The organism is Prochlorococcus sp. MIT2308, assembly GCF_059772345.1.
In genome coordinates this window covers 1,001,248-1,027,806 of sequence record NZ_CM186283.1, presented here as the reverse complement: position 1 = coordinate 1,027,806, position 26,559 = coordinate 1,001,248, and the positions used below count along the sequence as shown (strand labels likewise).

The 26,559-nt window shown below is 37.6% G+C and carries 30 protein-coding genes; 16 read left to right on the top strand and 14 right to left on the bottom strand.

Annotation, left to right across the window (positions count from 1 at the left end):
- Window positions 1-39: 39 nt before the first annotated feature.
- Entirely contained in the window at window positions 40-285 is a 246-nt protein-coding gene (locus tag AC6EIW_RS06145) for a hypothetical protein (protein ID WP_498519841.1), read from the bottom strand.
- A gap of 110 nt (window positions 286-395) precedes the next feature.
- Between AC6EIW_RS06145 and AC6EIW_RS06140 the strand changes: the two genes are divergently transcribed.
- Window positions 396-1,190, top strand: a complete 795-nt coding sequence (locus AC6EIW_RS06140; protein WP_498519840.1) for a TlyA family RNA methyltransferase — start codon at window positions 396-398, stop codon at window positions 1,188-1,190.
- A 2-nt stretch (window positions 1,191-1,192) separates the two neighbouring features.
- Here AC6EIW_RS06140 and AC6EIW_RS06135 read toward each other — a convergent pair whose 3' ends face one another.
- Both AC6EIW_RS06135 and AC6EIW_RS06130 read right to left on the bottom strand, forming a co-directional pair.
- Window positions 1,193-1,531: a P-II family nitrogen regulator gene (locus AC6EIW_RS06135; RefSeq protein WP_498519839.1), complete on the bottom strand. Its 339-nt coding sequence runs from the start codon at window positions 1,529-1,531 to the stop codon at window positions 1,193-1,195.
- Window positions 1,532-1,571: 40 nt separating this feature from the next.
- Window positions 1,572-1,799: a hypothetical protein gene (locus AC6EIW_RS06130; protein ID WP_498519838.1), complete on the bottom strand. Its 228-nt coding sequence runs from the start codon at window positions 1,797-1,799 to the stop codon at window positions 1,572-1,574.
- A gap of 181 nt (window positions 1,800-1,980) precedes the next feature.
- Between AC6EIW_RS06130 and queF the strand changes: the two genes are divergently transcribed.
- Window positions 1,981-2,397, top strand: a complete 417-nt coding sequence (queF, locus tag AC6EIW_RS06125) for a preQ(1) synthase (RefSeq protein ID WP_498519837.1) — start codon at window positions 1,981-1,983, stop codon at window positions 2,395-2,397.
- Here queF and AC6EIW_RS06120 read toward each other — a convergent pair.
- The 3 genes from AC6EIW_RS06120 to AC6EIW_RS06110 are packed head-to-tail and all read right to left on the bottom strand — an operon-like array spanning window position 2,386 to window position 5,664.
- A complete protein-coding gene (locus AC6EIW_RS06120; RefSeq protein ID WP_498519836.1) occupies window positions 2,386-3,666 on the bottom strand; it encodes a cytochrome c biogenesis ResB family protein in 1,281 nt (426 codons plus the stop codon). The two genes, queF and AC6EIW_RS06120, sit on opposite strands and share 12 nt — an antisense overlap.
- Window positions 3,667-3,671: 5 nt before the next feature.
- On the bottom strand, window positions 3,672-4,412 hold the full coding sequence (locus AC6EIW_RS06115; protein WP_498519835.1) for a cytochrome c biogenesis CcdA family protein: 741 nt from the start codon (window positions 4,410-4,412) through the stop codon (window positions 3,672-3,674).
- Between the two features lie 34 nt (window positions 4,413-4,446).
- Window positions 4,447-5,664 (bottom strand): FtsW/RodA/SpoVE family cell cycle protein, encoded by a 1,218-nt coding sequence (locus AC6EIW_RS06110; RefSeq protein WP_498519834.1) that lies wholly within the window; start codon window positions 5,662-5,664, stop codon window positions 4,447-4,449.
- A 430-nt stretch (window positions 5,665-6,094) separates the two neighbouring features.
- On the opposite strand from AC6EIW_RS06110, the gene AC6EIW_RS06105 reads away from it, so the two are divergent.
- The 10 genes from AC6EIW_RS06105 to AC6EIW_RS06060 all read left to right on the top strand — a co-directional run bounded on the left by AC6EIW_RS06105 (window position 6,095) and on the right by AC6EIW_RS06060 (window position 13,345).
- Complete coding sequence (locus AC6EIW_RS06105) at window positions 6,095-6,514, top strand: ATP synthase subunit I (RefSeq protein ID WP_498519833.1); 420 nt, start codon at window positions 6,095-6,097, stop codon at window positions 6,512-6,514.
- Between the two features lie 75 nt (window positions 6,515-6,589).
- A complete protein-coding gene (gene atpB / locus AC6EIW_RS06100) occupies window positions 6,590-7,315 on the top strand; it encodes a F0F1 ATP synthase subunit A (RefSeq protein ID WP_498461460.1) in 726 nt (241 codons plus the stop codon).
- A 168-nt stretch (window positions 7,316-7,483) separates the two neighbouring features.
- Window positions 7,484-7,732: an ATP synthase F0 subunit C gene (gene atpE, locus AC6EIW_RS06095; protein ID WP_011125758.1), complete on the top strand. Its 249-nt coding sequence runs from the start codon at window positions 7,484-7,486 to the stop codon at window positions 7,730-7,732.
- Between the two features lie 127 nt (window positions 7,733-7,859).
- Complete coding sequence (locus AC6EIW_RS06090; RefSeq protein WP_498506063.1) at window positions 7,860-8,321, top strand: F0F1 ATP synthase subunit B'; 462 nt, start codon at window positions 7,860-7,862, stop codon at window positions 8,319-8,321.
- The gene (locus AC6EIW_RS06085; RefSeq protein WP_498519832.1) at window positions 8,318-8,830 is read left to right on the top strand and encodes a F0F1 ATP synthase subunit B; all 513 of its coding nucleotides are present in this window, start codon (window positions 8,318-8,320) and stop codon (window positions 8,828-8,830) included. The genes AC6EIW_RS06090 and AC6EIW_RS06085 overlap by 4 nt, the downstream gene beginning before the upstream one ends.
- Window positions 8,830-9,378: an ATP synthase F1 subunit delta gene (atpH, locus tag AC6EIW_RS06080; RefSeq protein WP_498519831.1), complete on the top strand. Its 549-nt coding sequence runs from the start codon at window positions 8,830-8,832 to the stop codon at window positions 9,376-9,378. Before AC6EIW_RS06085 ends, atpH begins: the two co-directional genes overlap by 1 nt.
- A gap of 63 nt (window positions 9,379-9,441) precedes the next feature.
- Window positions 9,442-10,956: a F0F1 ATP synthase subunit alpha gene (gene atpA, locus AC6EIW_RS06075; protein ID WP_498461456.1), complete on the top strand. Its 1,515-nt coding sequence runs from the start codon at window positions 9,442-9,444 to the stop codon at window positions 10,954-10,956.
- 32 nt (window positions 10,957-10,988) lie between these two features.
- Complete coding sequence (locus AC6EIW_RS06070) at window positions 10,989-11,939, top strand: F0F1 ATP synthase subunit gamma (protein ID WP_498519830.1); 951 nt, start codon at window positions 10,989-10,991, stop codon at window positions 11,937-11,939.
- A gap of 52 nt (window positions 11,940-11,991) precedes the next feature.
- Window positions 11,992-12,210 (top strand): DUF8621 family protein, encoded by a 219-nt coding sequence (locus AC6EIW_RS06065; RefSeq protein ID WP_498519829.1) that lies wholly within the window; start codon window positions 11,992-11,994, stop codon window positions 12,208-12,210.
- Between the two features lie 16 nt (window positions 12,211-12,226).
- Complete coding sequence (locus tag AC6EIW_RS06060; protein WP_498519828.1) at window positions 12,227-13,345, top strand: DUF3326 domain-containing protein; 1,119 nt, start codon at window positions 12,227-12,229, stop codon at window positions 13,343-13,345.
- Between the two features lie 10 nt (window positions 13,346-13,355).
- Here the strand turns inward: AC6EIW_RS06060 and AC6EIW_RS06055 are convergent, their stop codons facing one another.
- From AC6EIW_RS06055 to AC6EIW_RS06040, 4 genes are read right to left on the bottom strand one after another with little or no spacing between them, the layout of a single operon-like run.
- Window positions 13,356-15,056 carry an NAD+ synthase gene (locus tag AC6EIW_RS06055; RefSeq protein ID WP_498519827.1) on the bottom strand — a complete coding sequence of 567 codons (1,701 nt, stop codon included), beginning with the start codon at window positions 15,054-15,056 and terminating at the stop codon, window positions 13,356-13,358.
- Window positions 15,056-15,640: a nicotinate-nucleotide adenylyltransferase gene (locus AC6EIW_RS06050; protein WP_498519826.1), complete on the bottom strand. Its 585-nt coding sequence runs from the start codon at window positions 15,638-15,640 to the stop codon at window positions 15,056-15,058. Before AC6EIW_RS06050 ends, AC6EIW_RS06055 begins: the two co-directional genes overlap by 1 nt.
- Window positions 15,637-16,959 carry a GTP-binding protein gene (locus AC6EIW_RS06045; RefSeq protein ID WP_498519825.1) on the bottom strand — a complete coding sequence of 441 codons (1,323 nt, stop codon included), beginning with the start codon at window positions 16,957-16,959 and terminating at the stop codon, window positions 15,637-15,639. The genes AC6EIW_RS06050 and AC6EIW_RS06045 overlap by 4 nt, the downstream gene beginning before the upstream one ends.
- Entirely contained in the window at window positions 16,956-17,948 is a 993-nt protein-coding gene (locus AC6EIW_RS06040) for a CNNM domain-containing protein (protein ID WP_498519824.1), read from the bottom strand. Before AC6EIW_RS06040 ends, AC6EIW_RS06045 begins: the two co-directional genes overlap by 4 nt.
- A 96-nt stretch (window positions 17,949-18,044) precedes the next feature.
- Between AC6EIW_RS06040 and AC6EIW_RS06035 the strand changes: the two genes are divergently transcribed.
- Together AC6EIW_RS06035 and AC6EIW_RS06030 are read left to right on the top strand one after the other, a co-directional pair.
- Window positions 18,045-19,364, top strand: coding sequence for an aminopeptidase P N-terminal domain-containing protein (locus tag AC6EIW_RS06035; protein WP_498519823.1), 1,320 nt, complete (start codon window positions 18,045-18,047; stop codon window positions 19,362-19,364).
- Between the two features lie 199 nt (window positions 19,365-19,563).
- Window positions 19,564-20,064: a 30S ribosomal protein PSRP-3 gene (locus tag AC6EIW_RS06030; RefSeq protein ID WP_498519822.1), complete on the top strand. Its 501-nt coding sequence runs from the start codon at window positions 19,564-19,566 to the stop codon at window positions 20,062-20,064.
- Between the two features lie 49 nt (window positions 20,065-20,113).
- Here AC6EIW_RS06030 and atpC read toward each other — a convergent pair whose 3' ends face one another.
- Together atpC and atpD are read right to left on the bottom strand one after the other, a co-directional pair.
- Window positions 20,114-20,521, bottom strand: a complete 408-nt coding sequence (atpC, locus tag AC6EIW_RS06025) for an ATP synthase F1 subunit epsilon (protein WP_498519821.1) — start codon at window positions 20,519-20,521, stop codon at window positions 20,114-20,116.
- Between the two features lie 56 nt (window positions 20,522-20,577).
- Window positions 20,578-22,044, bottom strand: a complete 1,467-nt coding sequence (atpD, locus tag AC6EIW_RS06020; protein WP_498461445.1) for a F0F1 ATP synthase subunit beta — start codon at window positions 22,042-22,044, stop codon at window positions 20,578-20,580.
- Between the two features lie 224 nt (window positions 22,045-22,268).
- On the opposite strand from atpD, the gene groES reads away from it, so the two are divergent.
- Together groES and groL are read left to right on the top strand one after the other, a co-directional pair.
- Window positions 22,269-22,580: a co-chaperone GroES gene (gene groES, locus AC6EIW_RS06015; protein WP_498519820.1), complete on the top strand. Its 312-nt coding sequence runs from the start codon at window positions 22,269-22,271 to the stop codon at window positions 22,578-22,580.
- 61 nt (window positions 22,581-22,641) lie between these two features.
- Complete coding sequence (gene groL, locus AC6EIW_RS06010; protein ID WP_498519819.1) at window positions 22,642-24,273, top strand: chaperonin GroEL; 1,632 nt, start codon at window positions 22,642-22,644, stop codon at window positions 24,271-24,273.
- Between the two features lie 293 nt (window positions 24,274-24,566).
- On the opposite strand, the gene secG is transcribed toward groL, so the two are convergent.
- Both secG and gpmI read right to left on the bottom strand, forming a co-directional pair.
- Window positions 24,567-24,797, bottom strand: coding sequence for a preprotein translocase subunit SecG (secG, locus tag AC6EIW_RS06005; RefSeq protein ID WP_498519818.1), 231 nt, complete (start codon window positions 24,795-24,797; stop codon window positions 24,567-24,569).
- 12 nt (window positions 24,798-24,809) lie between these two features.
- Window positions 24,810-26,435: a 2,3-bisphosphoglycerate-independent phosphoglycerate mutase gene (gpmI, locus tag AC6EIW_RS06000; RefSeq protein WP_498519817.1), complete on the bottom strand. Its 1,626-nt coding sequence runs from the start codon at window positions 26,433-26,435 to the stop codon at window positions 24,810-24,812.
- Between the last annotated feature and the right edge of the window lie 124 nt (window positions 26,436-26,559).

Below are 26,559 nucleotides of genomic sequence, written 5' to 3'. Positions count from 1 at the left end.
CTACAAAGTTAAAGGTTACTTTAATTTAGGTCGTCAAGGTCAAGCTGACTTGAGTCTATTGTGTTCAACTTCCCAATGCACATATCTTCCCCAAGCCTGCTGTCTTACCCTGCATTTTCCCGCTTTGCAGTCAATTACTTGGAAGGGAGGCAAGTCATTGGGTTGATTTGCAAATTTCGCAAAACTTCCTGGAGGCAAAAGCTCAAGTACCTCTCCAGCTTGCTTCTTTGGGTTTAGATGAAAATGACCATGGCTAGATAGCTCATTTTTATTGGTGGGATGCATGAGCTTTTTAGACAAAAACTTTGGTCAATTAAATAGATTCTCTATTGAAAAAGAGGATTATTACGACTTCTGCGGTTTTTGTTCCGTTTCCTGTTTGTTTTTGTAAACAAATGACTAAAAAATCGCGATTAGATCTTCACTTGCTGACTAAAGGATTAGCTAAATCTCGTCAAGAGGCGCAGAAGCTCATCAGAGCTGGCAAAGTTAAGTCAATTAATGGACAAATTCTTGATAAGCCAGGCCAAGAAGTTTTAAAAGATCTTCAGATAGAAATTACTCAGCCTTTGAAGTATGTATCTCGCGGAGGTGAAAAGTTGTCTGCAGCCTTTGATCAATTTCCGCTTAATATAAAAAATCGAGTTTGTCTGGATGCTGGGATTTCCACTGGTGGTTTTACAGATTGTCTTTTGCAATTAGGAGCAGCAAAGGTTTATGGAGTTGATGTTGGCTATGGCCAAACGGCATGGAGTATTAGAAATGATCCAAGAGTGGTTCTATTGGAGCGTACTAATATTAGACATTTAACTCCTGAAAAATTATTTAATGATGGAGATCCAATACCTGACTTCGCTGTAGCTGACTTGTCTTTTATCTCTCTAAAAATTGTTTTGCCTAGTCTTAAATCTCTTCTTAATAATGCCCGGTCTGAATTATTAGTATTAGTGAAACCTCAATTTGAGGTTGGCAAGGACAAAGTTGGGAAGGGCGGAGTCGTTCGGGATCATTCTCTGCATCTTGAGGCTATTGAAGGCGTCATAAACGAATCTAAAAAATATGGATGGCATCCAAAAGGATTGATTGCATCACCCTTAAAGGGACCTGCGGGTAATCAAGAATATCTATTATGGATGAACGATGATTCTAAGGGATTCGATGAAATAGAAAAATTGATGGATTTTTCGTGAATTTATAGAGCTATTTCGTTTTTATCACCTGTTCTTATCCTTACAACGGAATCAATTGGAATTACGAAAATCTTTCCATCTCCAATCTCTCCAGTCTTTGCTGCTTCAGCAATAGCTTTTAAAACAATATCAATTTTTTCTTCAGGGACAACAACTTCTATCTTTAGTTTTTGAAGAAATTCAACGGTGAACTCGGAACCTCTGTATCTTTCGACTTGTCCTTTTTGGCGTCCAAATCCTCTTACTTCGCTTACAGTCATTCCAACTATACCTGCATTGACTAATGCAATCTTTACGTCTTCTAGTTTAAAAGGGCGTATTATTGCTTCTATCTTTTTCATATCACTTTAAGAAACTTTTTTGATATTAGATAATTTTTGATCAGATTTTGTCTATTGGACTTAGAGAATTGATGAAATTTACATTTAGTCCAGCATTTGTTGCATCTTCTTGAAGCATTTGGGCGTCCTTGGTAGGAATGATTACTAGGCCATTACTGATAATTTCCCAATGATTGGATTCGAAATGAGTTTGTAGCCAAAGAATTCCGTGAACAGTTTTCGGCTCTATTTGAGTCCCATTTCTCTTTTCAGAAAGACTGATGTCCATACAAAATCTTGCTTCTGCATCTATTAGGGGGGATAGCGAGAATTAGTTTTGTGCGCATTGATACATATGTGCTTTTTCCCATCATTTGAATGCTTTTTTATTAGCAAAATTTATTAGAGGGTTGAATCTTTAATCCAGGTATTATGTAGTGTGTTATTAAAATCCTATTCAAGATATTCCAATGAGTGAAGAAAATATTAATGAGGTAATTATGTATGGGGAAAGGGAAATAGCTGCTGGGAGCTTGATTTGTTTTCCTAATCCCAATAGTAATCGAGATTATGAAATTTCAATAGATTTCCCTGAATTTACATGTAAGTGTCCTTTTTCGGGTTATCCAGATTTCGCCACTTTAAGGATTGTATATCAACCAGATAAGAAGGTAATTGAATTAAAAGCAATTAAACTTTATTTAAATAGTTTTCGAGAAAAGAAAATATCTCATGAAGAAGTTACAAACAAAATAATAGATGATTTTGTTGAAGCTTCTGCCCCTAAGTGGATGCAATTAGAAGCTGATTTTAACCCGAGAGGAAATGTTCATACTATCATTAGAGTTTGTCATGGAAAAAGAAATGATTTAGAGTTAATCATTTAGAAAACTAATAAATTTCGGCAATTCTTTCGAGAGACCTGAAAGATTTCTGTTGCTTAAGCCACCTATATAGATAATAGATTGCTCCTTTTCATGTAATAACCAAATCTTCTTGGTGGAAATTATACTTAGTGAACCACCAAGAAGTATTATAGCGAAACTGGTATAAACAAAGGGTACTCCAGGATCACGCTTTAAAAGTAATCCACTACTTGGTATTACATTTATTATTTTAATTAAAGTATTTTTCACTTCTGCTTCCTTATTTATGCTTATGTTTGTAAGTCTTGTACCATCATTATCATAAATTGTTACAGGTCCCAATTCACTCGATACTGTTAATAAGATTTGCCCTTCACCATCTTTTTGGGTTGGTATAATAGTTCCCCAAGTTTGTTCCCCTAGCTCTGGAATAGATTTTATTGGAATTTGTAATTTAGGACTATTATCAATTTGAATTGTTATTGCTGCTAAAGACCAGTCGGCTTGATATAATGTTAGTCCTTTGTACCTTAATGGAGAATTAACACTAATCTCCTTCTCTTCATTATTTCCATTTGGTTCAATAACTTTTACTATCGATCTATACTGCTCAGCTCTTCCTTGAGGGTCTCTTTCTATTTGAAACTTTAGTAATTTAATTGTTAATCCTTTCTCTTCATTATTGTTTAATAAATCTATTGATCTTCCAGGTGCCATGAATCTTTCTAAAGTATTTCCATTTAATGATCCGTATGTTGCACCTATCATCAATAAGATTAAACCTAGATGAATTAATATAGGTCCTAATCTACCAATTACTCCTTTTCTTGCAGCTATCCTTCCATCTGTTTCTCTCACATTCCAGCCTTGCTTCTTTAAATTTATTGAAAGTTTTTCTAAGCTTTTTGAAGGATCATTAGTTTTAATTGTCTGCGCGACAGAAAGTTTTGCTATTTGGCGAGGAGATTTGTAATCTATCCAGTTTAATGCTGATTTAAGTATTGGTAATTGTCTTCTAAAACTACAAACTGCAAGAGCTAAACCAAGCCAAGTTAGTAAAATCAAAAACCAGAAACTTGTATAAACATGATTCAATTCAAAAAGTATTAATATATTTCCATTGATAAGTCCAAGAAGAGGATCATTATTGAAATTATCATAGTAGAATTGATCTGGTTCTTGTTGTGGAATAAAAGTTCCTGCTGCACAAGAAATTGCTATTAAAAATAATAGTAAAATAGCAATCTTTAAGCTAGAAAGCCAATTTAAAACTTGGCTGATTTTTTTCATCTAATTCATATCCAAGTAGAAAAAAGGCTCAAAAGACCTACGGTTAATAAAATCACCCCACTAATTGGTGGAACCCATTTCCCAATAGGTCTCAAAGATAATAATTTTGGAACACTCGCTGCAAAAGTACCTGCAATAAATAAAGGAACAATTTGCCCAATCGCAAAGCTTGCAAGAAAAATTGTGCCACTAATGGGGTTACCTTCCTTGGCAACCCATGCGAGAAGAACAGCAAGAACAGGAGTTGTACAAGGCGAGGAGGCTAATCCAAAAGCTAACCCTGCTGAAACCGGTGCGAAAGCTGGGGGAACTTTGCTTGTCCAAGCTTCAGGATCAGGTCCAGATGGAAGGGAGATTTTTAAGAGCCCAAGGAGATTAAGACCCATGATTATGGCTAATAGACTAATAAATATTGAAAAGAAACCAGGTAATTGGCCATAAATTTTCCCTAAAAAACCGCTTAGACTTCCTAGAATCACTAGTGATATAACTATCCCGCCGCAGAAACTAAAAGTTTTTTGTAAGGGGTTTTGTTTACTTTTAAATCCAGCTAGATATGCAACTGTTATTGGTAATAGTGATAATGAGCAGGGGCCTAAACTTGTTAAAAGGCCTCCAGTGAAAACTATGAGGAGTGATACAGGGGTTGGATTATTTAGCCCATTATTAATTATGTGCTCGCCATGACGAGCCATATCAGAGAAAACCAAACTTATGGAAGAAATGCTCAAAAAAAGATTTGCCACACCAAGTTTCCTTTCTAGATTATCTATTTAAGCGTCAATTTGCGGAATTTTTAATTAATAAATCTGAAGATTCAATAGAGGATCTGACCAATAAGGCTGCTATTAGTAAGCTTGAAATTAATGAGTTTCCCCCATAACTGATCAGAGGGAACGGTAGACCTGTTGTAGGCATTGCACCTGAGGAAACTGCGATGTGCATAATTGATTGGCCTACAAGAATAGTTCCTGATCCAATAGAAATTAGTTTGGTATAATTATTTCTACAATTAAGGGATATTTTTAGAGTTAAATATGAAATTACAAGTAAAAAAGTCAAAAGTAAAATAGATCCAAAAAATCCAAATTCTTCTGCAAAAACAGCAAATATAAAATCAGTACTTCTATATGGTAGATATTGTAATTTTTGCATTGAAAGACCATATCCTTCTCCAAATAAACCACCCGAACCGATAGCATAAAGACTCTGAATTAATTGATAACCCCCTTCTTGCGGATCTTTCCATGGGTTGATAAATGATAAAACGCGACTTTGCTGATAAGCATTAAAAAAAATACTTATTGAACCAATGGTTAAGCCTGATAAGGCCGTGTTGAAAAGATGTTGAAAATTAATACCAGCAGCTAAGGCAATCATCCAAAGTAATATTCCTGTTAATGCAGCAGTGCTTAAATTTGGTTGTTTTATAATTAATAAAATAATAGAGGCAAATATAGTTAACCAAAAAATTTTTTTTTCTGAATTTATTCTCTCCCATTGACCAAAAAGTTTTGCACTATGAAGGATAATAAAAGGTTTGATTAATTCCGATGGTTGAACTTGGATTGGACCGAGAATCAACCATCTTGTAGAACCATTGACGGTACTACCGAAAAAACTTGTTGATGCAATCAGCAGCATTCCTATAAAAAGGCAAGGACCTGAAACCCTAAGCCAGCTTTTTAATTTGATATTGATGGCGAGATAAAAAATGCTCCAACTAGCGATTAACCATATTATTTGTCTTTTTATGTAATAAGTACCTTCACCCATTTCTCTGGTAGCTACCCACCAACTAGCTGATCCAAGTATGAAAATTCCTGAAATGCTCCAAAAGGCTATTAATCCCATTATTAAACGCCCTTCCTTAGGCCAAAATGGCCAAGGCAATGGAAGAATCTTATCGTTTATAAAATTACTCAGAAAATCTTTTGATTCATGCTTCTTTTTCGCTTTGGATGTAAATGGTGTTTTTTTATTAGAAATATTACTCAAAGGATATTTTGCTTGTATACCATTGAGCCGTTAAATTGCCATTTTGCCAAGTCTTTAAACTTTAATTAATTTACTTTTTTTGGAATTCCGCAAAAACTAGGAAGTTTTTTACGAGTTAAATTTAATTGTTAATTTTTAGAGAGCAAATTAAAGAAATTGGACTATAAAAAATAATAACTTAATTTTACAACCACAGGATTAAATTTTAAACAAATTATATCTTGATTGATATTGGGTAAATAAAAGTTTGTTTGAGAATTCTCCGCAGATTGTTAATTTAACCAACTTTTCAAGTTATTCATAGAGAAAATTTTTTTGTTTTGATGCAAGTCTCGTGATAGATTCCCCGGGCCTTTGCAGAGAGCTTAGGTGTCTTGTTTGCAAAACAACTTCTCGCTATCACTAGGAAACTCCAAAAGGAGGAATTTTTGTGGCATCTGAGACCGTTGACAATTGCTCAAGTCATGATCCTCTTCTGGATATGGACTCATTGGACACATTGTCCGGAGTCAAATCAGACGAATATCTTGAACTTCAATTTCGAGTATTCCGTCTGACATTTTTATTGACTATTTTTTCTGTTGGCATAGCAGGTTTCTTTTGGGGAATCCAAGCTAGTGCAAGCCTATTTATTGGTGCTTTATCAGGAATTCTTTATTTTCGCTTGCTTGCTCGCGGGGTTGGAAGGTTAGGTACTTCATCAAAAATTGTCGGTAAAGTCCAGTTGTTAGTTCCGGTTCTTTTGGTTTTGGGGTCTTCTAGATTTCCTCAACTTGATTTGATTCCGGCTTTATTAGGATTTTTGCTTTATAAACCAGCGTTAATTATTCAGTTTCTATCTATGCCTTAATTGCTTGTTAGAAATCAAATTTTTAAGTTTTGTTTGTTTGGCTTTTTTTTTCTACGCAACCTAACTACCAGATAAATGGGTTTTTTACCATTTGTTTTTCCTTTGGCTGAATTGGAGGTGGGTCAACACCTTTATTGGCAAATTGGAAATTTTAGAATTCACGGCCAAGTTTTTATGACTTCATGGCTCCTCATAGGCGCTTTGCTTGCCTTGGTGGTCATTGGAACAAAAAAAATGGACCGTGATCCAAAAGGTGTTCAAAATCTTTTGGAATTTCTGTGGGATTACATACGTGATCTGGCTAGAACACAAATTGGTGAAAAGGTTTATAGAGATTGGATGCCTTTCATAGGAACCCTCTTTCTGTTCATATTTGTGAGCAATTGGGGCGGAGCATTAGTTCCCTGGAAGCTGATTGAACTACCAAGTGGAGAACTTGGTGCACCTACAGCTGACATAAATACAACTGTTGCTTTAGCACTACTGGTATCTCTTTCATATTTCTATGCGGGGTTGAGCAATAAGGGTTTGCGTTACTTCGAGTATTACGTTCACCCAACGCCAATAATGCTCCCGTTCAAAATTGTTGAAGACTTCACAAAGCCTCTATCTCTCTCATTCCGTTTATTTGGAAACATTCTCGCAGACGAACTTGTAGTAGCGGTACTTGTTTTTCTTGTGCCTCTTGTTCTTCCCGTTCCTGTTATGTTTCTAGGCTTGTTTACTAGTGCTATTCAAGCTCTGATTTTTGCAACTCTTGCTGCTTATTACATCGGGGAAGCAGTTGAAGAGCATCATTAATCATGATTTTTTGCTACTGAATTAACTTTTCAATGGCAAATTTCCTGCTTTGAGGCCTGAAATTCTTTCAGTATCATCTCAAGAACTATGAGATTCACCCCTCGCAGGTATAAACTCCCGTTCACAACTCTTTAAGCGTTTAAAGCGCTACACATCTTTAGCAGAATTATGGATTCCATTACCACCGCCGCATCAGTTGTTGCAGCTGGTTTAGCTGTAGGCCTTGGCGCAATAGGCCCTGGTATCGGTCAGGGTAGTGCTGCACAAGGAGCAGTAGAGGGTATAGCCCGTCAGCCAGAAGCTGAGGGAAAGATCAGAGGTACTCTGCTTCTTTCTTTCGCTTTCATGGAATCACTTACCATTTATGGCCTTGTGGTTGCATTGGTGCTTCTCTTCGCTAACCCTTTTGCTGGTTGAATATTTCAAAAAAGGGCTGATTGAGTAAATCAATTAATTGGTTTCCTTTCAGCCCAAATATTTGAAAATTCTTTAGCAAATTTCAATTGCCGTTATTCGGCTCGCTTAATTTCTTGCACCTTAGCTAATGCCAACTTTGTTTTTGTTTGGTGCCTCTGAGGGAGGTCTGTTTGATTTCGATGCAACACTTCCGCTTATGGCGGTTCAGGTTGTGTTGCTTACTTTCATACTTAATGCTCTTTTCTTCAAACCTGTTGGGCGGGTAGTTGAAGAAAGAGAGGATTTTGTAAATACCAGTCGGGCAGAAGCAAAGAAAAAAATCGCTGAAGTCGAACGACTTGAGACTGAACTCAAAGAGCAGCTTAAAGAGGCTCGACTTGAAGCTCAGAAGGTGATTCTTGAGGCAGAGCAGGATTCTGAGAATCTTTATAAAGAAGCTCTTGCTCTTGCTACTTCAGAGGCAAATGCATCAAGAGAAAAAGCTAGGCGTGAGATTGATTCACAAAGAGATGAAGCTCTTAATCAACTCAAAAGCGAAGCTGAAAATCTTGGAGATTTGATTGTTGAAAGACTATTGGCAAAAAAATGACTTCTTTAATTTTCGCTTCCGAAGGCTTTGGTCTCAACTTAAATATTTTTGAGACCAACATTATCAACTTAGCAGTTGTTGTTTTTGGCCTCTATAAGTTCTTACCAGGCTTTTTAGGAAAAATCCTAGAAAGACGAAGGACTTCAATACTCTCTGACTTAAAAGAAGCAGAAGAGCGTTTTTCCCAAGCGCAAGATTCCCTTTCAAAAGCAAAAGACGAGCTTGCCTCCGCTAAGCAAAAAGCAGAAAAAATCAGAAACGACTGCAAAGCCAGAGCAGAGGCAATTCGTTTGGAGAGTGAAAAAAGGACTGTTGAGGAAATGGCAAGAATTAAACAAGGTGCTGCCTCTGATTTAAATGCTGAAGCTGCAAGAGTAACTTCCCAATTAAGGAAAGAGGCTGCAGAACTTGCTATAGAAAAAGCATTAACAATGCTTCCTAAAAAGTTAGATTCAAATACTCAAGATAATTTTCTTAAACAGTCAATTAAAAATATTGGAGACAACTAATGCCACTACTTAATACCATTACTACTCCTTATGCTGAAGCTTTCCTTCAAGTAGCTGAGAGCCGTAACGAGGTTGATGAAGTAGTAAAACAAGCTAAATCTATTCTAGAAATTTGGAATTCTTGCCCTGAATTTAGTGATGCAATGTCATCACCAGTTTTAGAGGTTAATCAGAAGAAAGCAGCTTTAGAAAAACTTTTTTCTAGTCAGGTCACTCCCTCTTTCTTAAATCTTCTAAAACTTTTAGCAGATAGACAGAGAATAGGTTTGTTGAATTCTGTTCTTGAAAGATTATTGGAAATCTATCGAGAACAAAGAAATATTGCTTTGGCAACAATTACCTCAGCTTCAGCTTTAAGTGAAGATCAACAATCTGAGCTACTCAAGAAAGTACAATCCATAGCTGGTACAGATAATTTGGAAATCGATCTAAAGGTCGACTCTGAATTGCTAGGTGGCTTTGTGGTCAATGTTGGATCAAAGGTCATTGATGCCAGCATCGCAGGGCAAGTTAGACGACTTGGTCTTGCTTTGGCCAAGGTCAGCTAATTCTCCTCTGGCTTTATTCCTCTTCCCCCCTCCCTTTCATCTTCCCCATTTTAAGTAAATCCCATGGTTTCTATACGTCCCGACGAGATCAGTTCAATTCTTAAACAGCAAATTGCTGATTACGATAAATCAGTATCTGTAAGCAATGTAGGTACTGTTTTGCAAATTGGAGATGGTATCGCAAGAGTTTATGGACTTGAAAAGGTTATGGCAGGTGAGCTTGTTGAATTCGAGGATGGAACAGAAGGTATTGCATTAAACCTTGAAGATGACAATGTCGGTGTCGTTTTGATGGGTGAAGCTTTAGGAGTTCAAGAGGGAAGCACAGTAAAAGCAACTGGAAAGATTGCTTCAGTTCCAGTTGGTGAGGCAATGCTAGGAAGAGTTGTTAACCCTCTTGGACAGCAAATAGATGGAAAAGGTGAGATGGCTACAACAGACTCAAGACTAATTGAGTCAATAGCTCCTGGAATTATTAAGAGGAAGTCAGTACATGAGCCTATGCAAACGGGCATAACATCCATTGATGCGATGATTCCTATTGGAAGAGGTCAGAGAGAGTTGATTATTGGAGATCGTCAAACAGGAAAAACTGCAATAGCAATCGATACAATAATCAATCAAAAAGGTCAAGATGTTGTTTGTGTCTATGTGGCCGTTGGTCAAAAACAAGCATCAGTGGCAAATGTAGTTGAAGTTCTGAAAGAAAAAGGAGCTTTGGATTACACAATTATTGTTAATGCAGGTGCATCTGAAGCTGCAGCTTTGCAATATTTAGCTCCTTATACAGGTGCAGCAATTGCAGAACACTTTATGTATCAAGGTAAGGCGACACTAGTTATTTATGACGACTTAACCAAGCAAGCTCAGGCTTACAGGCAAATGTCATTACTTTTACGTCGTCCACCAGGTCGTGAAGCATATCCAGGAGATGTTTTTTATTGCCATAGTCGTTTACTAGAGAGGGCTGCAAAACTTTCTGATTCGATGGGTGCAGGATCAATGACCTCTTTACCTATTATTGAAACGCAAGCAGGAGATGTTTCTGCTTATATCCCCACCAATGTTATTTCAATTACTGATGGTCAAATCTTCTTGAGCTCTGACTTGTTTAACTCTGGATTAAGACCTGCAATTAACGTTGGTATTTCAGTTAGCCGAGTGGGAGGAGCTGCTCAAACGAAAGCTATTAAGAAAATAGCTGGTACTCTAAAGCTTGAGCTAGCTCAGTTTGATGAACTTGCGGCATTCTCTCAATTTGCATCTGATCTTGATGAGGCTACTCAAAAGCAATTAGGCAGGGGAAAAAGACTAAGAGAACTACTTAAGCAACCCCAATTTGATCCTCTGAATTTAGCTGAGCAAGTAGCTATTGTATACGCAGGGGTTAAAGGATTGATTGATGAGGTGCCTGAGGAGGAAGTTACAAAATTTGCTCGTGAATTGCGTGATTATCTAAAAACAAACAAGGCTGATTTTATTAATAATGTTCTCTCGGAAAAAGTATTAAGTGAAGCATCTGAATCAATGCTTAAAGACGCTATTAACGAGGTTAAATCCTCAATGCTTGCGGCTTAAACGCAAAGGCTATCTAAGAGAGAAAATTACCTATGGCTAACCTCAAGGACATACGAGACAGAATTGTATCTGTCAAAAACACAAGGAAAATTACAGAAGCAATGAGACTCGTTGCTGCTGCAAAAGTTCGGAGAGCACAGGATCAGGTCCTAAGGAGTAGACCTTTTGCTGATCGATTGGCAAGGGTTTTAGAAAATATACAATCAAGGATGCAGTTTGAAGCTGCTGACTCTCCTCTTCTAAATAGGCGTGAAGTTAAGACAATCACTCTCTTAGCTGTTACTGGGGATAGAGGATTATGTGGAGGTTACAATGCAAATATTATTAAACGAACAGAGAAACGCTATGCCGAATTAAAAAGTCAAGGATATAGTCCTGACATGGTCTTAATCGGTAAGAAAGCAATAGGTTATTTTGAGAATAGATCTAGCCTTTATAATATAAGAGCTACTTTTAAAGAATTAGAACAAGTGCCGACCTCTGAGGATGCTAGCTCTATAACGAGTGAAGTATTAGCAGAATTTCTCTCCGAAAGTACCGATCGAGTAGAGGTCATTTATACTAAGTTTGTTAGTTTGGTTAGTTGTAACCCAACAATACAAACTCTTTTACCTTTAGATCCTCAAGGAATAGCAGATTCAGAAGATGAGATTTTTAGATTAACTACAAAAGATAGCCAACTTATTATTGAAAAAGATGCTGCTCCGTCGAATGAAGAACCGAAATTACCATCGGATATTGTTTTCGAACAAAGTCCTGATCAACTTTTGAATGCTCTTTTGCCTCTTTATTTGCAGAATCAATTACTACGTGCGTTACAGGAGTCAGCTGCTTCGGAGTTGGCGAGCAGAATGACTGCAATGAATAACGCTAGTGATAACGCTAAGGAGTTAGCTAAAAACCTTACTATTGATTATAACAAGGCTAGACAAGCAGCAATTACACAAGAAATTTTAGAAGTTGTTGGTGGAGCTGCAGCGTAGTTTCTTATTTTTATCTAATTTGCAAATTCGCAAAGTATAAGTAATTAATAAAGTGAAACTTGAATTTATAGAATTGGACATTGATTGGCCTTATGAATTGAGCATAGTTGATTTAAAAAAATATATTTTATCTGTGCTAAGAGAATTTGGTGACCCACTAAGGTGGGCTATTACTTCAGTGACGACTCATGCTGAAAAAAAAATCCAGATAGTATCGGTGGAAGTTGTGTTGATTATTAATCAGGATAAGGAGAAAGGCGTTAATCCCTGAATTGAATTGATCTTTTATGACTAATACTGATCCTTTGCCTACATTATTGATTATTCCTACAGGTATAGGGTGCAGTGTCGGTGGCTATGCAGGAGATGCAATACCCGTTGCAAGATTACTGGCTTCTGTGAGTGACTGTTTGATAACTCATCCCAATGTTATGAATGGTGGATCTTTGTATTGGCCAGATACTTGTATCCAATATGTAGAAGGTTATAGTTTAAATCTTTTTGCCGCTGGAGAAGTGTTTCTCAAGCCAGTAAGACAACAAAAAGTAGGTTTGCTATTAGATGCTGGTTTAGAGCCTGACTTGAAAAAAAGACATTTACAAGTTGCTGATGGCTGTATTGCAACCCTGGGTCTAGACATTGGTCCTGTAATTACAACTGAAAGAGCTATAAGAATGAATCTGAGGAAAGGTTTAAGTGGTTCAAGTTGGGGGAGTATAGAAGATCCAGATGTTCTTTTGAGAGCTGCCGAAAAACTGAAGAAAGCTGGTGCAACAGCAATTGCTGTAGTAACGCGTTTCCCTGATGATAGTGATGAATTAGAAACTCAACTTTATAGACAAGGTAATGGTGTTGATGTCATTGCGGGACTCGAGGCTGTAATCAGTCATTTCCTCGTAAAACATTTACTGATTCCTTGTGCCCATGCACCGGGGTTAGCTCCATTACCAATTGATTATGATCTAGACCCTCGAACCTCGGGAGAGGAGATTGGGTATACATTTTTGCAAAGTGTTTTAGTTGGTCTTAGTCGCGCACCCGATCTGATCGGTAAGTCAGCTATGAATACCAAAGATAATGCTTTTTCACAGGTGAAAACTTTATTAAGGAATAGTGATTTGGGAGCTGTTGTTGTTCCGCAGGGTGCATTGGGTGGCGAAGCAGTTTTGTCTTGCATCGAAAGATTTATTCCTTTAATAGTAGTTTCTAATCAAGGAGTATTAAATGTAAGCTCCAAAAAGATGAGGCTAGATTGCGTACCTGGTGATAAAGATAAGTATATTTTGTATGCTGAGAATTATTTAGAGGCTGCGGGACTAATAACAGCTTTACGTCATGGGATTAATATTAAGTCTCTACGAAGACCAATTGATTGCTTAAAAGAAATTAATGACGAAAAGAAGTAGATTCAAAGATTTATCTTGAGGCTATTGGCTTTTTCCACCCACTTCCAAAAGCTTGATGACTGATTTTCAACAAAGGAGGGGCTTGATAACGTTTGAATTCAGCTTTCTTTAATAAATTGGCGACTTGGAGAACTATCTTCTTATTAAAACCTTTTTCTATTAAAACTTCAGTTGGTAAATGCTGTTCAATCAACCCGTTTAGTATTGGATCAAGAATGAAATAATCCGGCAAAGAGTCGCTATCTAATTGCTCTGGTCTTAATTCAGCACTTGGAGGCTTACTTCTTATTTCAGAGCTTATGATTTCTCCTGATTCAGGGAGGAAGAAATCATTTCTACAAGTAGATGATGACTCGCCATCTATCCAATCACATAGATCAAATACACTTGTCTTATAAAGATCTCCAATCACAGACAAGCCTCCGTTCATGTCTCCGTAAAGGGTGCAATAACCTACAGCCAGTTCTGATTTATTTCCTGTAGATAGAAGTAAATGCTTCCTTTGATTAGCAAGAGCCATTAATATTGTTCCTCTAATACGAGATTGTAGATTTTCAGCTGTTATACCGGATGGTATCCCCGATATTGAATTAGATAAAACATCGTTAAAACTATCCATTACAGCTGAGATCGGGATCCTTTGATGATTAATCCCAAGTCGATTAGCTAACGCCGTGGCATCCTTTACAGACCCTGCTGAACTCCATGGAGATGGCATTAAAATTGCATGAACTTTAGACTTGCCTAAAGCTGCGACTGCAATAGCGGTCACTAGTGCTGAGTCGATCCCCCCACTTAATCCAATAACCGCACTTTTGAAATTACATTTCCTTGCATAATCTTTAACTCCAAGAACTAAAGCTCTGAAAAGAACTTCTTGTGATGTTGGACTTTTACTCGATATCGAGGTTTTTTGTTTGAGGGAAGATATGTCACAAAGACTAATTGACTCTGTGAAGGCAGGAAGTTCATGCCGTAATTTCCCTTCGTTGTTAAGAGCAAAACTAGAACCGTCAAAAATTAATTCATCATTCCCTCCTACTTGATTTACATAGATGACGGGGCATGAAAGACGTATAGCTGCTTTGGCTGCTATGCGTTGGCGTAGTAAACTTTTATCTTCAATAAATGGAGAAGCTGAGAGATTAATCAGTAGATCTAATTTTTCTTGTTCTAGGGATCTTAAAGGGTCTTTCCCTTGGATCTTCTCATTTTGTAAGTTTTTCTCAACCCATATATCTTCACAAATGGTTATTCCAATCTTCCAGCGTTTTTTTTGGCGATTAAAATTTAAAATACTACTATTTTCTGCAGAACGAAAATAGCGTTTTTCATCAAACACATCGTATGTGGGTAGGAGTTGCTTCCTCGCAACGATTCTCCAGGAACCTTTTTCTAGAATAACAACTGAATTATAAAGTTTAGGAATTTCTTCATCTGGAGTTGGTTCTGCGATACCAATTAATACAGATAAGTCTCGACTAAGATTACTTAATCTTTCGCTTAATTTGTTTAAGACATTTTTTTCCTCTTCGAACAGTTTTGGATTAAATAGTAAGTCTTTTGGAGGGTAGCCGATTAAAGAAAGCTCTGGTGTTATTACTAGATCAACATCTTCGTTTTTAATCTCTTTACTTAATTCAAATATTTTTTCTGCATTACCATCAAGATCTCCAATGACTGGATTTAGTTGGGCTAAGGCTAATTTCATTATTTGTTATCTGCCAGACCGTATAGATTTTCTTCAATTAGTAATGGAACAAGCTCTTGGGGGACAAGAACTTCTTGAGGTCTCTCTCTAAATTTCGAACTTGATGATTCAGGTATATTAAAAGGCAATAGATCAATTTCACCACCAAGATTTTTAATTTCATCTAATTGATTATCGCTAATTGGCCATCCATCTCTCATTGTGATAGCTATTGCTGCTTTACTGAGAATAGACCTAGCATTGAGCCATTTTGGAATTTGAGCAGCTAAATCACTACCAATTACAAAACTTAACTTCGCTTCGGGCCATAGTTGAGAAGCTTTTTTTAGAGTATGAATTGTCCTAGGACTACTCAATTCTTGAACTAGCTCTAATTTAGGATGTGAAATTTTTTGTACAAGTATTCTTAAAAGCTGAGTTCTTTTTAGAAGAGGAATTTGATGTGTTTTATCAGGGTTATCACTTGCCCATGTTATGACTTTTGGGAAGATTTTTGTTAATTCATTCAACAAGGCCTCGTGACCTAAGGTAGGCGGATCAGCACTTGTACCGAATAAAGCTATTGTGTTTGTTTTAGCTTTCATGGCAACAAATAATTCTTGTTTTTTGTAGTACTTGATGTAAGAAATTTAAAGTCACCAAGCATTATTCGAAAGTCTGTATTTTTTTTGAGAAGATAGTTCAACATTAATCGAGGTCGCCCATCTTTTTTATTTGTACTCCTTAAAAATTTATAAGCTGCGAGACGACCTATGATTTTTGTTGAATGAATCGCAAGAGTTGCTTGTGCAATGGCTATTAGACCAGTGGGTGCAAGGCTTAATCCTCCCGTAAGAGGTGCAGCAAGTAACAGTATTTTCTTGAAAATGTTTAAAGTAAGTTGTATGCCTATTTGTGCCCCACCCAGTAATGAATTTTGAAAACCAAGCTTTTTAACTAATTCTCTAGCGGATGGACCACCTACCTCTAATCCATATAGTTTACTTAATTGGATAACAAGGGCACTATCAAAAGCAAGACCAGTAAGAAGATCAATCATTAAAAAGGGATTAATTGCTACTCCTGAGGCTTTTAAAGTTGCATATTTGCCGATTAAGCTTTGTGCTTCTGCTTTGTTTTTAAGTAGTCGATTCTCCTTAAGTGATTTGTATAAATAGTCTGCAATTCTAAGACTATTTACACAAATTAGTAATTCCCCGCTTTGATCGAGAATATCTTTAAGTTCATTCTTGAGAATATCAACTTTAGGAGTTTTTTGTTCACTTCTAACAGTTCCGTCTGATTTTATTTTTGCTTCCCTTGGAGACGATGAAACTAGAGAAATTTTAATTTTCTGTTTGCAAAATGATAATTTTCTGTGAATACTTGAGAGTATTAGCTTTGTCTCTTTTGCATTCCATTGATCACAACGATTTAAGACTATTAGTATGGGTTTATTATGCCTTAATAGCTGTTCAATAGAATTCAATTCGATTCGAGTTAAATCACTATCAATTACAAAGAGAATTAAATCAGTATCTAATATGTAATTAAAATGTATTTCTTCTTGATTAGTATTATTTATTTCATCTATACCAGGAGAGTCTATTATTTCAACTTTGTTTAAGCTGCTAAATCTTTTCTCCAACGTATAAGATTTAATAGTCTTTGTATTCCCGTTTAGCACATCGGTTGGAAAGATTTGCTTTCCAATTAATGCATTTAACAAGCTTGATTTCCCAACTCCAACTCGTCCATAGACTGATATAAGTAGTTCTTTTTTTTCTAATTTGTTGATTTGAACTTCTAGCTGACTCAAAATATTAGCAAATTTAGTTCTCTCGTAATTAGTAAGATTTAGGTTCTCTTTCCATTGATCAATGCAAAACTTGCATTTTGTAGCTAAGTCTGTTTTGTTAATCATTTATTTGATTTTCTCCACCAACCAGCCAAAACCGCCAATACAGCTTCTGCTCCTATTAAACCAACAAATCCACCAAATTCATCTACCACAACTCTGACTCCGTTTTTGTCTTCATTAAAGCCAATCAGTAGTCTATCTACTCGAATCATTTCTGGCACAAACTCTACATTTTCGCTTAGATCGTAAGGAGTCAAATGAGAGTCTCCTTGAAGTAAAGATGCTAGAAGCTTTTCACGGTTAGCGACACCAACAACCTTGTCAACTTCTTCCCCTAATACTACCCACCATGTGGCATTATTTTCTAATAAATTTGATTTAACAGATTGCAAAGAAACTCCTCCTGGAAGTGTTGGAGCAGCAACTCGTGGAGTCATTAGATCTTTAGCCGTAAGATCATTAAGCTGAAAAACTTTGGATATCATTGCAGCCTCATCTGCTTCTATTTGACCTATTTGAGATCCCAGCCTGGCCATCTGTCTTATTTCTTCTTCGTCTGTTGTTAGCTCGCTCTTGGCAGTGATAATTGGTAGTAGACGTTCAAGAACTATTAGCAATGGACGCATAACTATACTTAAGAAATCAAGCACAGGTGCACTCGTTAAACTTATTTGCAATGCAAGCCTTGTACCGAGTGCTTTGGGTACGATTTCTCCAAGAAGTAAAACAAGAATGGTTAGGCCAATAAAAAATATTGGCTTTACATTTCCGATCCTATTTTGAAAAATAAAACTTGCGTAGCTACCAACCATTAAACTTCCAAAAATATTGAAACTGTTATTAGCAATGGTGACTACAGTTAGAGTTCTTCCAATTCGGTGACGTAATTTTTCTAATCTTCTAGCTCCCAGTACTTTTGGTTTTCTTCTGGCAAGCTCATGCACGCGTAATGGGTTGACAGCCAATAACGCTGCTTCTATCCCTGAGCACATTGCAGAACCCATTAAAATAACTGCGATAAGTGCAGTTAAGAGCAGAATGTCTTGGCTCATCCCCTAAAGATTTTTTAAATAGTAAGGATCTTTTGCTTTTATTTTTCCACTAAGTCAGTTCTCTTGCCATCCTAAAGAGTAAATAGGGTTATTTTTGTGGCTGATTCAAGCATTTTTCGTCGCCGTAGAAACATATTTCTGTCACATTTAGGAGAATATGCGGCCATTATCCCCGCTGCAGAACTCGTGACTCATCATGCAGATTGTGAATATCCTTTCAGGCAAAATAGTGATTTTTGGTACTTAACTGGTTTCGATGAGCCAAATGCAGTGGCATTGTTTTTACCTCATAAACCCAAGGGAGAGCAATATGTATTGTTCGTATTGCCAAAAGAGTCTGCAGCAGAAGTTTGGACTGGCTTTAGGTGGGGAATAAAAGGAGTTTTAGATAATTTCGATGTTGACATATCCCATCCTTTAAATGAATTACCAAACCTTTTGCCTCATTATTTAAAAGGGGCTGAAGGGATTGCGTTTCGAGTTGGAAAACATCCACATTTGGAACCTCTGGTTTTGAAAACTTGGTCTGAGCATTTACAAAAACTTCCTAGAAGTGGCTTTGCTCCGTTTTCAATGATTGCACCTTGCCCAATACTTCATGACCTGAGACTTCATAAGGATGAGTTTGAAATAGAAAGGATGCGTATTGCATCACAAATTTCTGCAGAGGGTCATGAAATAGTTAGAGAATATGCACGCCCTGGGATGAATGAGAGAGATTTGCAAGCTCAAATAGAAAAATACTTTCTTGAAAAGGGGACAAGAGGTCCTGCTTATGGCTCAATAGTTGCTTCAGGTGACAATGCATGTGTACTTCATTACACGGCAAATAATTCACCAATAAGAGATGGAGAGCTTGTTTTGATAGACGCTGGTTGCTCTTTGGATGATTATTACAATGGCGACATAACAAGAACCTTTCCTGCTAATGGGAGATTTTCGGGAGAACAAAAAGCTTTATATGAAATTACTCTCACAGCTCAAGAAGCCGCAATTCAATGCGTTCAACCAGGTGCTAACGCCGAAAATGTACATATGACTGCGTTGAAGCATCTTATTAAAGGTTTGGTTGACATAGGACTGCTTGTTGGCGAAGTGGATTCGATCATTGAACAAGAAGCTTACTCTCATTTGTATATGCATCGAACAGGTCATTGGTTAGGCCTTGATGTTCATGATGTAGGGGCATATCGACTTGGTGATTATCATATGAAGCTTGAACCTGGAATGGTTTTAACAGTTGAACCTGGTATTTATATAAGTGATCGTTTAGCAGTACCCGAGGGGCAGCCTGATATAGATGAGAGGTGGAAGGGTATTGGGATTCGCATTGAGGATGATGTTTTAGTAACAAAAAATTCTGTAGAAGTATTGAGTCGTAGTGCGACTAAGAATGTGAATGATTTGGAAAAATGATTGAATTCATTGAGAAAATTCGGAGAAAATCTGTTTAATTGAATCTCAATGAGGAATTAATCTTCCCAAAAATTTTTTTACTTTCATAATCCCATCATTATCAAATAATAGAAAACCTTTTGAATTCCTAATCTAGTAATTCAAATAGGTCCTAGTTCCTGTTAGATTATTATCTTGTTAGCTAGTAGAAAACTTAGAGATGATGGTTTCTGAAGAGGCTGGTACTGTGCAAGAAGATGTAACAAGTACTGAGGGAATCCCACAATCTGAAAACCAAGGGAAAGTTAGCTCTGAAGAGACAAAATCAGGTCGACCAAGTGCACTTGGAGGTGCTGCTGCGTTAGCAACTGCAACGATAGATGCAGATGGAGTCCCTTCAGGACATACACCAAAGGCCGATGAGGGAAGATTTTTATTGAAAATTCTTTGGTTGCCAGACAATGTAGCTTTGGCTGTTGATCAAATTGTTGGAGGAGGGCCCAGCCCTCTTACAGCCTATTTCTTTTGGCCAAGAGAGGACGCATGGGAAACATTAAAGTCTCAATTAGAAGAAAAAAGTTGGATTACTGATAATGAAAGAGTGGAAGTTCTAAACAAAGCGACAGAGGTGATTAATTATTGGCAAGAGGAAGGAAAAGGAAAGACATTAGAACAAGCCAAAATTAAATTCCCTGATGTTACTTTCTGCGGTACGGCATAAAAAATTCCTTCAACAAAATATTTGTTCAAGACGAAACTTTTTTTAAACTTTAGTCAGATTTTGAAGCATTAAACCATGCTTTAGCTTTGTTCAATGCTTCTTGAGCTTTTATTTTTTCGGGGGAGGATTCTTTATCCTGAGTTTGACTTAGTTGATTTTTAGCTTGTTCTAATTCAGCCTCAGCTTTGGCAGAATCAATATTTTTCCCCATCTCAGCTTTATTTACTAAAACTGTAACTTCATTGGATTCCACTTCCGCGAAACCCCCACTTAGTGCGATTGAATCCCACGTACCGTTTTTTAAAACCCTCAAAACACCAAAATCAATAGCAGTAACCATTGAAATGTGACCAGGTAGTACCCCCAATAGCCCTGTGGTGCTTGGAAGTATTATTTCATCAGCAGAATCATCGTACACGCTTTGATCAGGAGCAAGAACTCGTAGAGTTAAAGACATATCTTTTGGGTTTAGAAAAACGTTGACTTAGATGGGATTGTATATAGAAAAGAATTTTAACCTTTTGCTTCAGATTCTATTTTTTCTGCTTTAGCCTTTACTTCTTCGATGCTTCCAACAAGATAGAAGGCTTGCTCAGGTAAGTTGTCCAGTTCTCCTGAAAGGATCATGTTAAAACCTTTGATTGTATCTTCTAATTTCACATATTTACCAGACATACCAGTGAATATTTCAGCAACAAAGAATGGCTGAGATAGGAATTTCTCGATTTTGCGTGCACGATCTACTGTCTTTCTGTCTTCTTCTGAAAGTTCGTCCAATCCCAATATGGCAATGATGTCTTGCAATTCTTTGTATCTTTGAAGTGTTGATTGAACTGCTCTGGCAGTGCGGTAATGCTCATCACCTACAACAGATGGCTGTAGCATGGTGCTGGTGGAGTCAAGTGGGTCGACAGCAGGATAGATGCCTTTAGCTGCAAGAGCTCTCGCTAGAACAGTAGTAGCATCTAAATGAGCAAAAGTAGTAGCAGGAGCAGGATCTGTTAAGTCGTCAGCAGGAACATAAACAGCTTGAATTGAGGTAATAGATCCTTCAAGTGTGGAGGTGATCCTCTCCTGAAGCTCTCCTACGTCAGTACCTAAAGTTGGCTGATATCCAACAGCAGATGGCATACGACCCAATAATGCAGATACTTCTGATCCAGCCTGAACAAATCTGAAAATATTATCAATGAACAAAAGAACATCTTGTTTGTTTACATCACGAAAGTGCTCAGCCATCGTCAAAGCTGATAGGCCAACTCTCATTCTTGCCCCAGGGGGCTCATTCATTTGGCCAAAGCACAAGGCTACTTTTGACTTAGTTAGATCTTCTGAATTGATGACCCCAGATTCTTTGAATTCTTCGTATAAATCGTTACCTTCTCTTGTTCTCTCTCCCACTCCACCAAAAACTGATACTCCCCCATGTTCTTTAGCAATATTGTTAATTAGCTCTTGAATTAAAACTGTTTTTCCTACACCTGCCCCTCCAAACAGCCCAACTTTTCCGCCTTGGCGGTAGGGAGCGAGTAAATCAATAACTTTTATACCGGTCTCGAATACTTTTGGCTTTGTTTCTAGGTCTGTGAGGCTTGGAGCTGAACGATGAATTGGCGAAGTTGTTACGTCCTTAAGGTCTCCCTGCTCATCTACGGGTTCTCCAAGAACATTGAAAATTCTTCCAAGGGTAGCTTCACCAACAGGTACTGAAATGGGAGCTCCTGTATCTATAGCTTCCATTCCTCTGACTAATCCGTCAGTTCCACTCATGGCAACGGCTCTGACTCGATGATCACCCAGTAATTGTTGAACCTCTGCAGTTAGTGCAACATCTTGCCCTGCAGGATTCTTGCCTTCAATCCTTAGTGCATTAAGAATTGAAGGGAGTTTGCCAGCTGGAAATTCAACATCTAAAACTGGACCAATTACTTGGCGAACAATACCCTTAGTTCCAACAGTAGTGGTTGCAGAAGCGGCCATAAGATAACTAGAAACTTTGTGAGCATGCTCTGATCTGCATACTCTTATCAGCGGCTTAGACTACCACTTCACAGGCGTTTTTTTTTCAGTGTTCGGTCAACCGCACAGAATATATGTGGTCTTGAGAGTGCTTAGATGCATAAATTAATACCGTTGGTAATGAGTAATACTCTTTATCGAGTCAGCGCTAAGCGCTTTTGTTTTTTTTGCTACTGCACTAATTTATGGCAGCTGTATCCCTCAGCGTCTCCACTGTCAAACCACTTGGAGACCGTGTATTTGTAAAAGTTTCTGAATCAGAAGAGAAGACTGCGGGGGGCATACTGCTTCCCGACACTGCTAAAGAGAAACCTCAAGTCGGTGAAGTTGCTCAGGTTGGTCCTGGAAAACGTAACGAGGACGGTTCACGTCAATCTCCGGAAGTAAGTATTGGAGACAAGGTTCTCTACAGTAAGTACGCAGGTACTGATATCAAACTTGGCAGCGATGAATACGTACTTCTCTCCGAGAAAGATATTCTTGCTGTCGTCAATTAGATCTCAGCTTTTGCTGAAGTCAAAACCCAAAACTTTTCGAAATTAAAGGAAATCGCCTCTTATGGCTAAGCGCATCATTTACAACGAGCAAGCCCGCCGAGCACTCGAGCGTGGTATTGACATTCTGGCTGAATCAGTCGCCGTCACTTTGGGACCTAAAGGTCGGAATGTTGTTCTCGAGAAAAAGTTTGGTGCACCTCAAATAATTAATGATGGTGTAACAATCGCAAAAGAAATAGAGCTCGAAGATCACATTGAAAACACAGGTGTTGCTCTAATTCGTCAAGCTGCTTCAAAAACCAATGATGCGGCTGGAGATGGCACCACTACTGCAACTGTTCTTGCTCATGCAATGGTTAAAGCTGGCTTGAAAAATGTTGCAGCAGGAGCTAATGCAATCACTTTGAAAAAAGGAATTGACAAGGCGACCGAATTTTTGGTTGAAAAAATCAAAGATCATTCCAAACCCATTAGTGACAGTAATGCAATTGCTCAATGCGGCACCATAGCTGCGGGTAATGATGAAGAAGTTGGCAAGATGATTGCTGATGCAATGGATAAAGTTGGTAAAGAAGGTGTTATTTCTCTAGAAGAAGGCAAGTCAATGACCACTGAATTAGAGGTCACTGAAGGAATGCGTTTTGATAAGGGATATATATCCCCTTACTTTGCAACTGACACTGAAAGAATGGAAGCAGTGTTGGATGAACCTTACATACTTTTAACCGACAAAAAAATTGGTTTAGTTCAAGATCTTGTTCCTGTACTAGAGCAAGTTGCCAAAACTGGTAAGCCTCTCCTAATAATTGCTGAAGACATTGAAAAAGAAGCTTTAGCTACATTGGTAGTTAATAGACTCAGAGGTGTCTTAAACGTTGCAGCTGTTAAAGCTCCTGGTTTTGGAGATCGCAGAAAAGCGATGCTTGAAGATATGGCTGTCCTGACAAATGGCCAACTTATAACTGAGGATGCAGGTTTAAAACTTGAAAACGCTACTCTTGATATGCTTGGTACTTCAAGGCGGGTAACAATTAATAAGGACACATCCACAATTGTTGCTGAAGGTAATGAAGTAGCTGTTAATGCTAGATGTGAACAAATCAAGAAGCAGATGGATGAGACCGACTCAACCTATGATAAAGAAAAGCTTCAAGAAAGATTAGCTAAACTCTCTGGTGGAGTTGCTGTAGTGAAGGTTGGTGCTGCGACCGAAACTGAGATGAAAGACAAAAAACTTCGTTTAGAGGATGCAATTAACGCCACTAAAGCTGCAGTTGAAGAAGGAATTGTTCCTGGTGGTGGAACAACACTCGCTCATTTGGCTTCTGCCTTGGGTAATTGGTCTTCCTCCAATCTCTCTGGGGAAGAATTAATTGGAGCAAATATTGTTGAAGCGGCTCTTACTTCTCCATTAATGCGTATAGCTGAGAATGCTGGGGCTAATGGAGCAGTTGTTGCAGAGAACGTTAAATCAAAACCAGTCAATGATGGCTACAATGCTGCAACAGGTGAATATGTAGATATGCTTTCTGCTGGAATTGTTGATCCAGCAAAGGTAACTCGCTCAGGTTTACAAAATGCTGCCTCAATAGCAGGAATGGTTCTCACTACTGAGTGCATAGTCGCTGATCTACCTGAGAAAAAAGAGGCTTCCCCAGCAGGTGGTGGTATGGGTGGTGATTTTGATTATTGATTAACTTCTAACTCAAAAGAAACTTTAATTTCAATTAGGGTCAGGGCTTATGCCTTGACCCTTTTTTGTTAATACCAGTAAATAGTTTTGGAAAATGTTAGAACATACCTTAAGTAAAAATTAGAAAAGGTTTTGATTATTTTGTCCGGTTAGTTTTGGGATTTTTTATCAATTTCTCTTTTTTTTAACAAATATTTTCTAGAAGGTGTGACAGTAAGAATATATTTCTTTTGAAGTCTATTCAATAAAAATATATAGAAGGCTAAAAAATATTGAAAGAATAAGTCTAAGAGTTATTTTAACCAACCTGCGCTAAGAATAACTGCGAGTGCTAAAAATAAGATAAGGCATGTCCATGTCGCTCTATTTAATGTAGATTCTGCGCTACTGGCACTTGTGAACATAGAACTTCCGCTAGATGCAAGGCCACCCATGCCATCGCCTTTTGGGCTATGAAGAAGAACTAATAATATAAGAAAAACCCCTAAAATTGCCCAAGCCCAAGATAAAAGTGGAATGATCATTTTTGTTTTTAATTATGCAGGTTGAGGAATAAGATTTGTTTTTTTAGGTAAGTTAATCGGCTCAATAAGTGTTGTGCCAGTCATTGCTTTTGGTTTTGGTAAATTTAACAAGTGTAAAAGAGTAGGAGCCAAGTCAGATAATCCTCCTCCAGACTCTCTGAGTTTTATATCATTCCCGTATCCACTCAATTTACGTTTTTCACCTTCAACAAGTATTACAGGGACAGGATTTGTTGTGTGAGCGGTCCATGGTTGGCCATCTGGGCCAACCATAACCTCAGAATTACCATGATCAGCTGTTATCAAAATAGATCCTCCTAGCTTCCCTATTGAATTTAATAATCTTCCAAGGCAGCTATCCACTTTTTCATTAGCTTTTATTGCAGCTGAAATTATTCCAGAATGTCCAACCATATCTGGATTAGCAAAATTAATTACCACTAAAGAGTAAATTCCACTTTCAATCGCTTTGATGCAACTTTCGGTCAGCTCATCAGCTGACATCTCAGGCTGAAGATCGTATGTTGCCACTCTTGGAGAGGGCACAAGGTGTCTTACCTCTCCTTTTAATGGTTTCTCAATTCCTCCATTTAAAAAATATGTTACGTGTGGATATTTTTCAGTTTCAGCTGTTCGATATTGATTTAAACCATTATCAGAAACTACTTGTCCTAATAAATCATTTAATGGCTCAGGTGGAAAAGCAACTGAGACAGGCAGACCTGATTCGTATTGTGTAAAGGTAAGGACGTCAATATCTATTTTTTTCTTTCTTTCAAATCCGTCAAAATCTTTTAACTTAATCGCCTTTACTAATTGCCTAGCTCTATCAGGGCGAAAATTGAAAAAAACTACTCCATCCCCATCTTTCAAGAAAGAGGAAGATAGCCTAATTGGTTCAATAAATTCATCAGTAATTCCTTCTTCATAGCTTTTATTTAAACTTTCTTCTGCTGAAAGATCGCTAATTATGAAGCCTGGATCTGTAAGTAATTCATAGGCTTTTAATGTTCTTTCCCATCGATTATCTCGATCCATAGCCCAATATCTGCCGCATATAGATGCAATCTCGCCTACTCCCGTTGATTTGATTTTGCTTTCTATTGTTTTTATATATTTAGAGGCACTCTTTGCAGAGGTATCTCTACCATCAGTGAATAAGTGCAATGAGAGGTTTTCCAGCCCCTTTTTGGCAGCCCATTCAATTAAGCCGCATAAATGAGTGATGTGGCTGTGAACCCCTCCATCAGAACAAAGTCCCATGATATGGAGAGTTCCTTTTTTCTTTTTTAAATTTTTAGAAAAATCATTAAGAGCAGAATTTTCAATTAATTTATTTTCTTTGACTGTATTGGATATTCGAACCAATTCTTGTTGAATTATTCTTCCTGCTCCAATAGTTAGATGCCCAACTTCAGAGTTGCCCATTTGCTCATCTGGCAGCCCAACATCCCCACCACTGGCTTCTATAAGAGTATGAGGATAGGCATGCCATAAGGCATCAAATACTGGCGTTGAGGCCTGTTTTACTGCATTATTTTCAATTTCTTCTCTATGACCCCAACCGTCAAGTATCGCCAGCACGACTGGTGCTACTTTCCCTTTGTTCATTGAAACAGCGGTGTTTCTGCTTGGCATTCAAAGAAATTTGTTTCTTTTGATGGTTTTCTTTCGTATTAAATTACTTCCTAATAGGTAAACAGGCTAATTCTTTGATGTTTGGTTAGCTTTTCCCTATTAGATTAAAAAAGTATTTAAGTTA

Excerpts from the sequence above, each read along its gene's own strand:
- AC6EIW_RS06145 (WP_498519841.1), bottom strand. The coding sequence starts at position 285 with ATGCATCCCACCAATAAAAATGAGCTATCTAGCCATGGTCATTTTCAT.
- AC6EIW_RS06140 (WP_498519840.1), top strand. The coding sequence starts at position 396 with ATGACTAAAAAATCGCGATTAGATCTTCACTTGCTGACTAAAGGATTA.
- AC6EIW_RS06135 (WP_498519839.1), bottom strand. The coding sequence starts at position 1,531 with ATGAAAAAGATAGAAGCAATAATACGCCCTTTTAAACTAGAAGACGTA.
- AC6EIW_RS06130 (WP_498519838.1), bottom strand. The coding sequence starts at position 1,799 with ATGGACATCAGTCTTTCTGAAAAGAGAAATGGGACTCAAATAGAGCCG.
- queF (WP_498519837.1), top strand. The coding sequence starts at position 1,981 with ATGAGTGAAGAAAATATTAATGAGGTAATTATGTATGGGGAAAGGGAA.
- AC6EIW_RS06120 (WP_498519836.1), bottom strand. The coding sequence starts at position 3,666 with ATGAAAAAAATCAGCCAAGTTTTAAATTGGCTTTCTAGCTTAAAGATT.
- atpB (WP_498461460.1), top strand. The coding sequence starts at position 6,590 with ATGGGTTTTTTACCATTTGTTTTTCCTTTGGCTGAATTGGAGGTGGGT.
- atpE (WP_011125758.1), top strand. The coding sequence starts at position 7,484 with ATGGATTCCATTACCACCGCCGCATCAGTTGTTGCAGCTGGTTTAGCT.
- AC6EIW_RS06090 (WP_498506063.1), top strand. The coding sequence starts at position 7,860 with ATGCCAACTTTGTTTTTGTTTGGTGCCTCTGAGGGAGGTCTGTTTGAT.
- AC6EIW_RS06085 (WP_498519832.1), top strand. The coding sequence starts at position 8,318 with ATGACTTCTTTAATTTTCGCTTCCGAAGGCTTTGGTCTCAACTTAAAT.
- atpH (WP_498519831.1), top strand. The coding sequence starts at position 8,830 with ATGCCACTACTTAATACCATTACTACTCCTTATGCTGAAGCTTTCCTT.
- atpA (WP_498461456.1), top strand. The coding sequence starts at position 9,442 with ATGGTTTCTATACGTCCCGACGAGATCAGTTCAATTCTTAAACAGCAA.
- AC6EIW_RS06070 (WP_498519830.1), top strand. The coding sequence starts at position 10,989 with ATGGCTAACCTCAAGGACATACGAGACAGAATTGTATCTGTCAAAAAC.
- AC6EIW_RS06060 (WP_498519828.1), top strand. The coding sequence starts at position 12,227 with ATGACTAATACTGATCCTTTGCCTACATTATTGATTATTCCTACAGGT.
- AC6EIW_RS06055 (WP_498519827.1), bottom strand. The coding sequence starts at position 15,056 with ATGAAATTAGCCTTAGCCCAACTAAATCCAGTCATTGGAGATCTTGAT.
- AC6EIW_RS06050 (WP_498519826.1), bottom strand. The coding sequence starts at position 15,640 with ATGAAAGCTAAAACAAACACAATAGCTTTATTCGGTACAAGTGCTGAT.
- AC6EIW_RS06045 (WP_498519825.1), bottom strand. The coding sequence starts at position 16,959 with ATGATTAACAAAACAGACTTAGCTACAAAATGCAAGTTTTGCATTGAT.
- AC6EIW_RS06040 (WP_498519824.1), bottom strand. The coding sequence starts at position 17,948 with ATGAGCCAAGACATTCTGCTCTTAACTGCACTTATCGCAGTTATTTTA.
- AC6EIW_RS06030 (WP_498519822.1), top strand. The coding sequence starts at position 19,564 with ATGATGGTTTCTGAAGAGGCTGGTACTGTGCAAGAAGATGTAACAAGT.
- atpC (WP_498519821.1), bottom strand. The coding sequence starts at position 20,521 with ATGTCTTTAACTCTACGAGTTCTTGCTCCTGATCAAAGCGTGTACGAT.
- atpD (WP_498461445.1), bottom strand. The coding sequence starts at position 22,044 with ATGGCCGCTTCTGCAACCACTACTGTTGGAACTAAGGGTATTGTTCGC.
- groES (WP_498519820.1), top strand. The coding sequence starts at position 22,269 with ATGGCAGCTGTATCCCTCAGCGTCTCCACTGTCAAACCACTTGGAGAC.
- groL (WP_498519819.1), top strand. The coding sequence starts at position 22,642 with ATGGCTAAGCGCATCATTTACAACGAGCAAGCCCGCCGAGCACTCGAG.
- secG (WP_498519818.1), bottom strand. The coding sequence starts at position 24,797 with ATGATCATTCCACTTTTATCTTGGGCTTGGGCAATTTTAGGGGTTTTT.
- gpmI (WP_498519817.1), bottom strand. The coding sequence starts at position 26,435 with ATGCCAAGCAGAAACACCGCTGTTTCAATGAACAAAGGGAAAGTAGCA.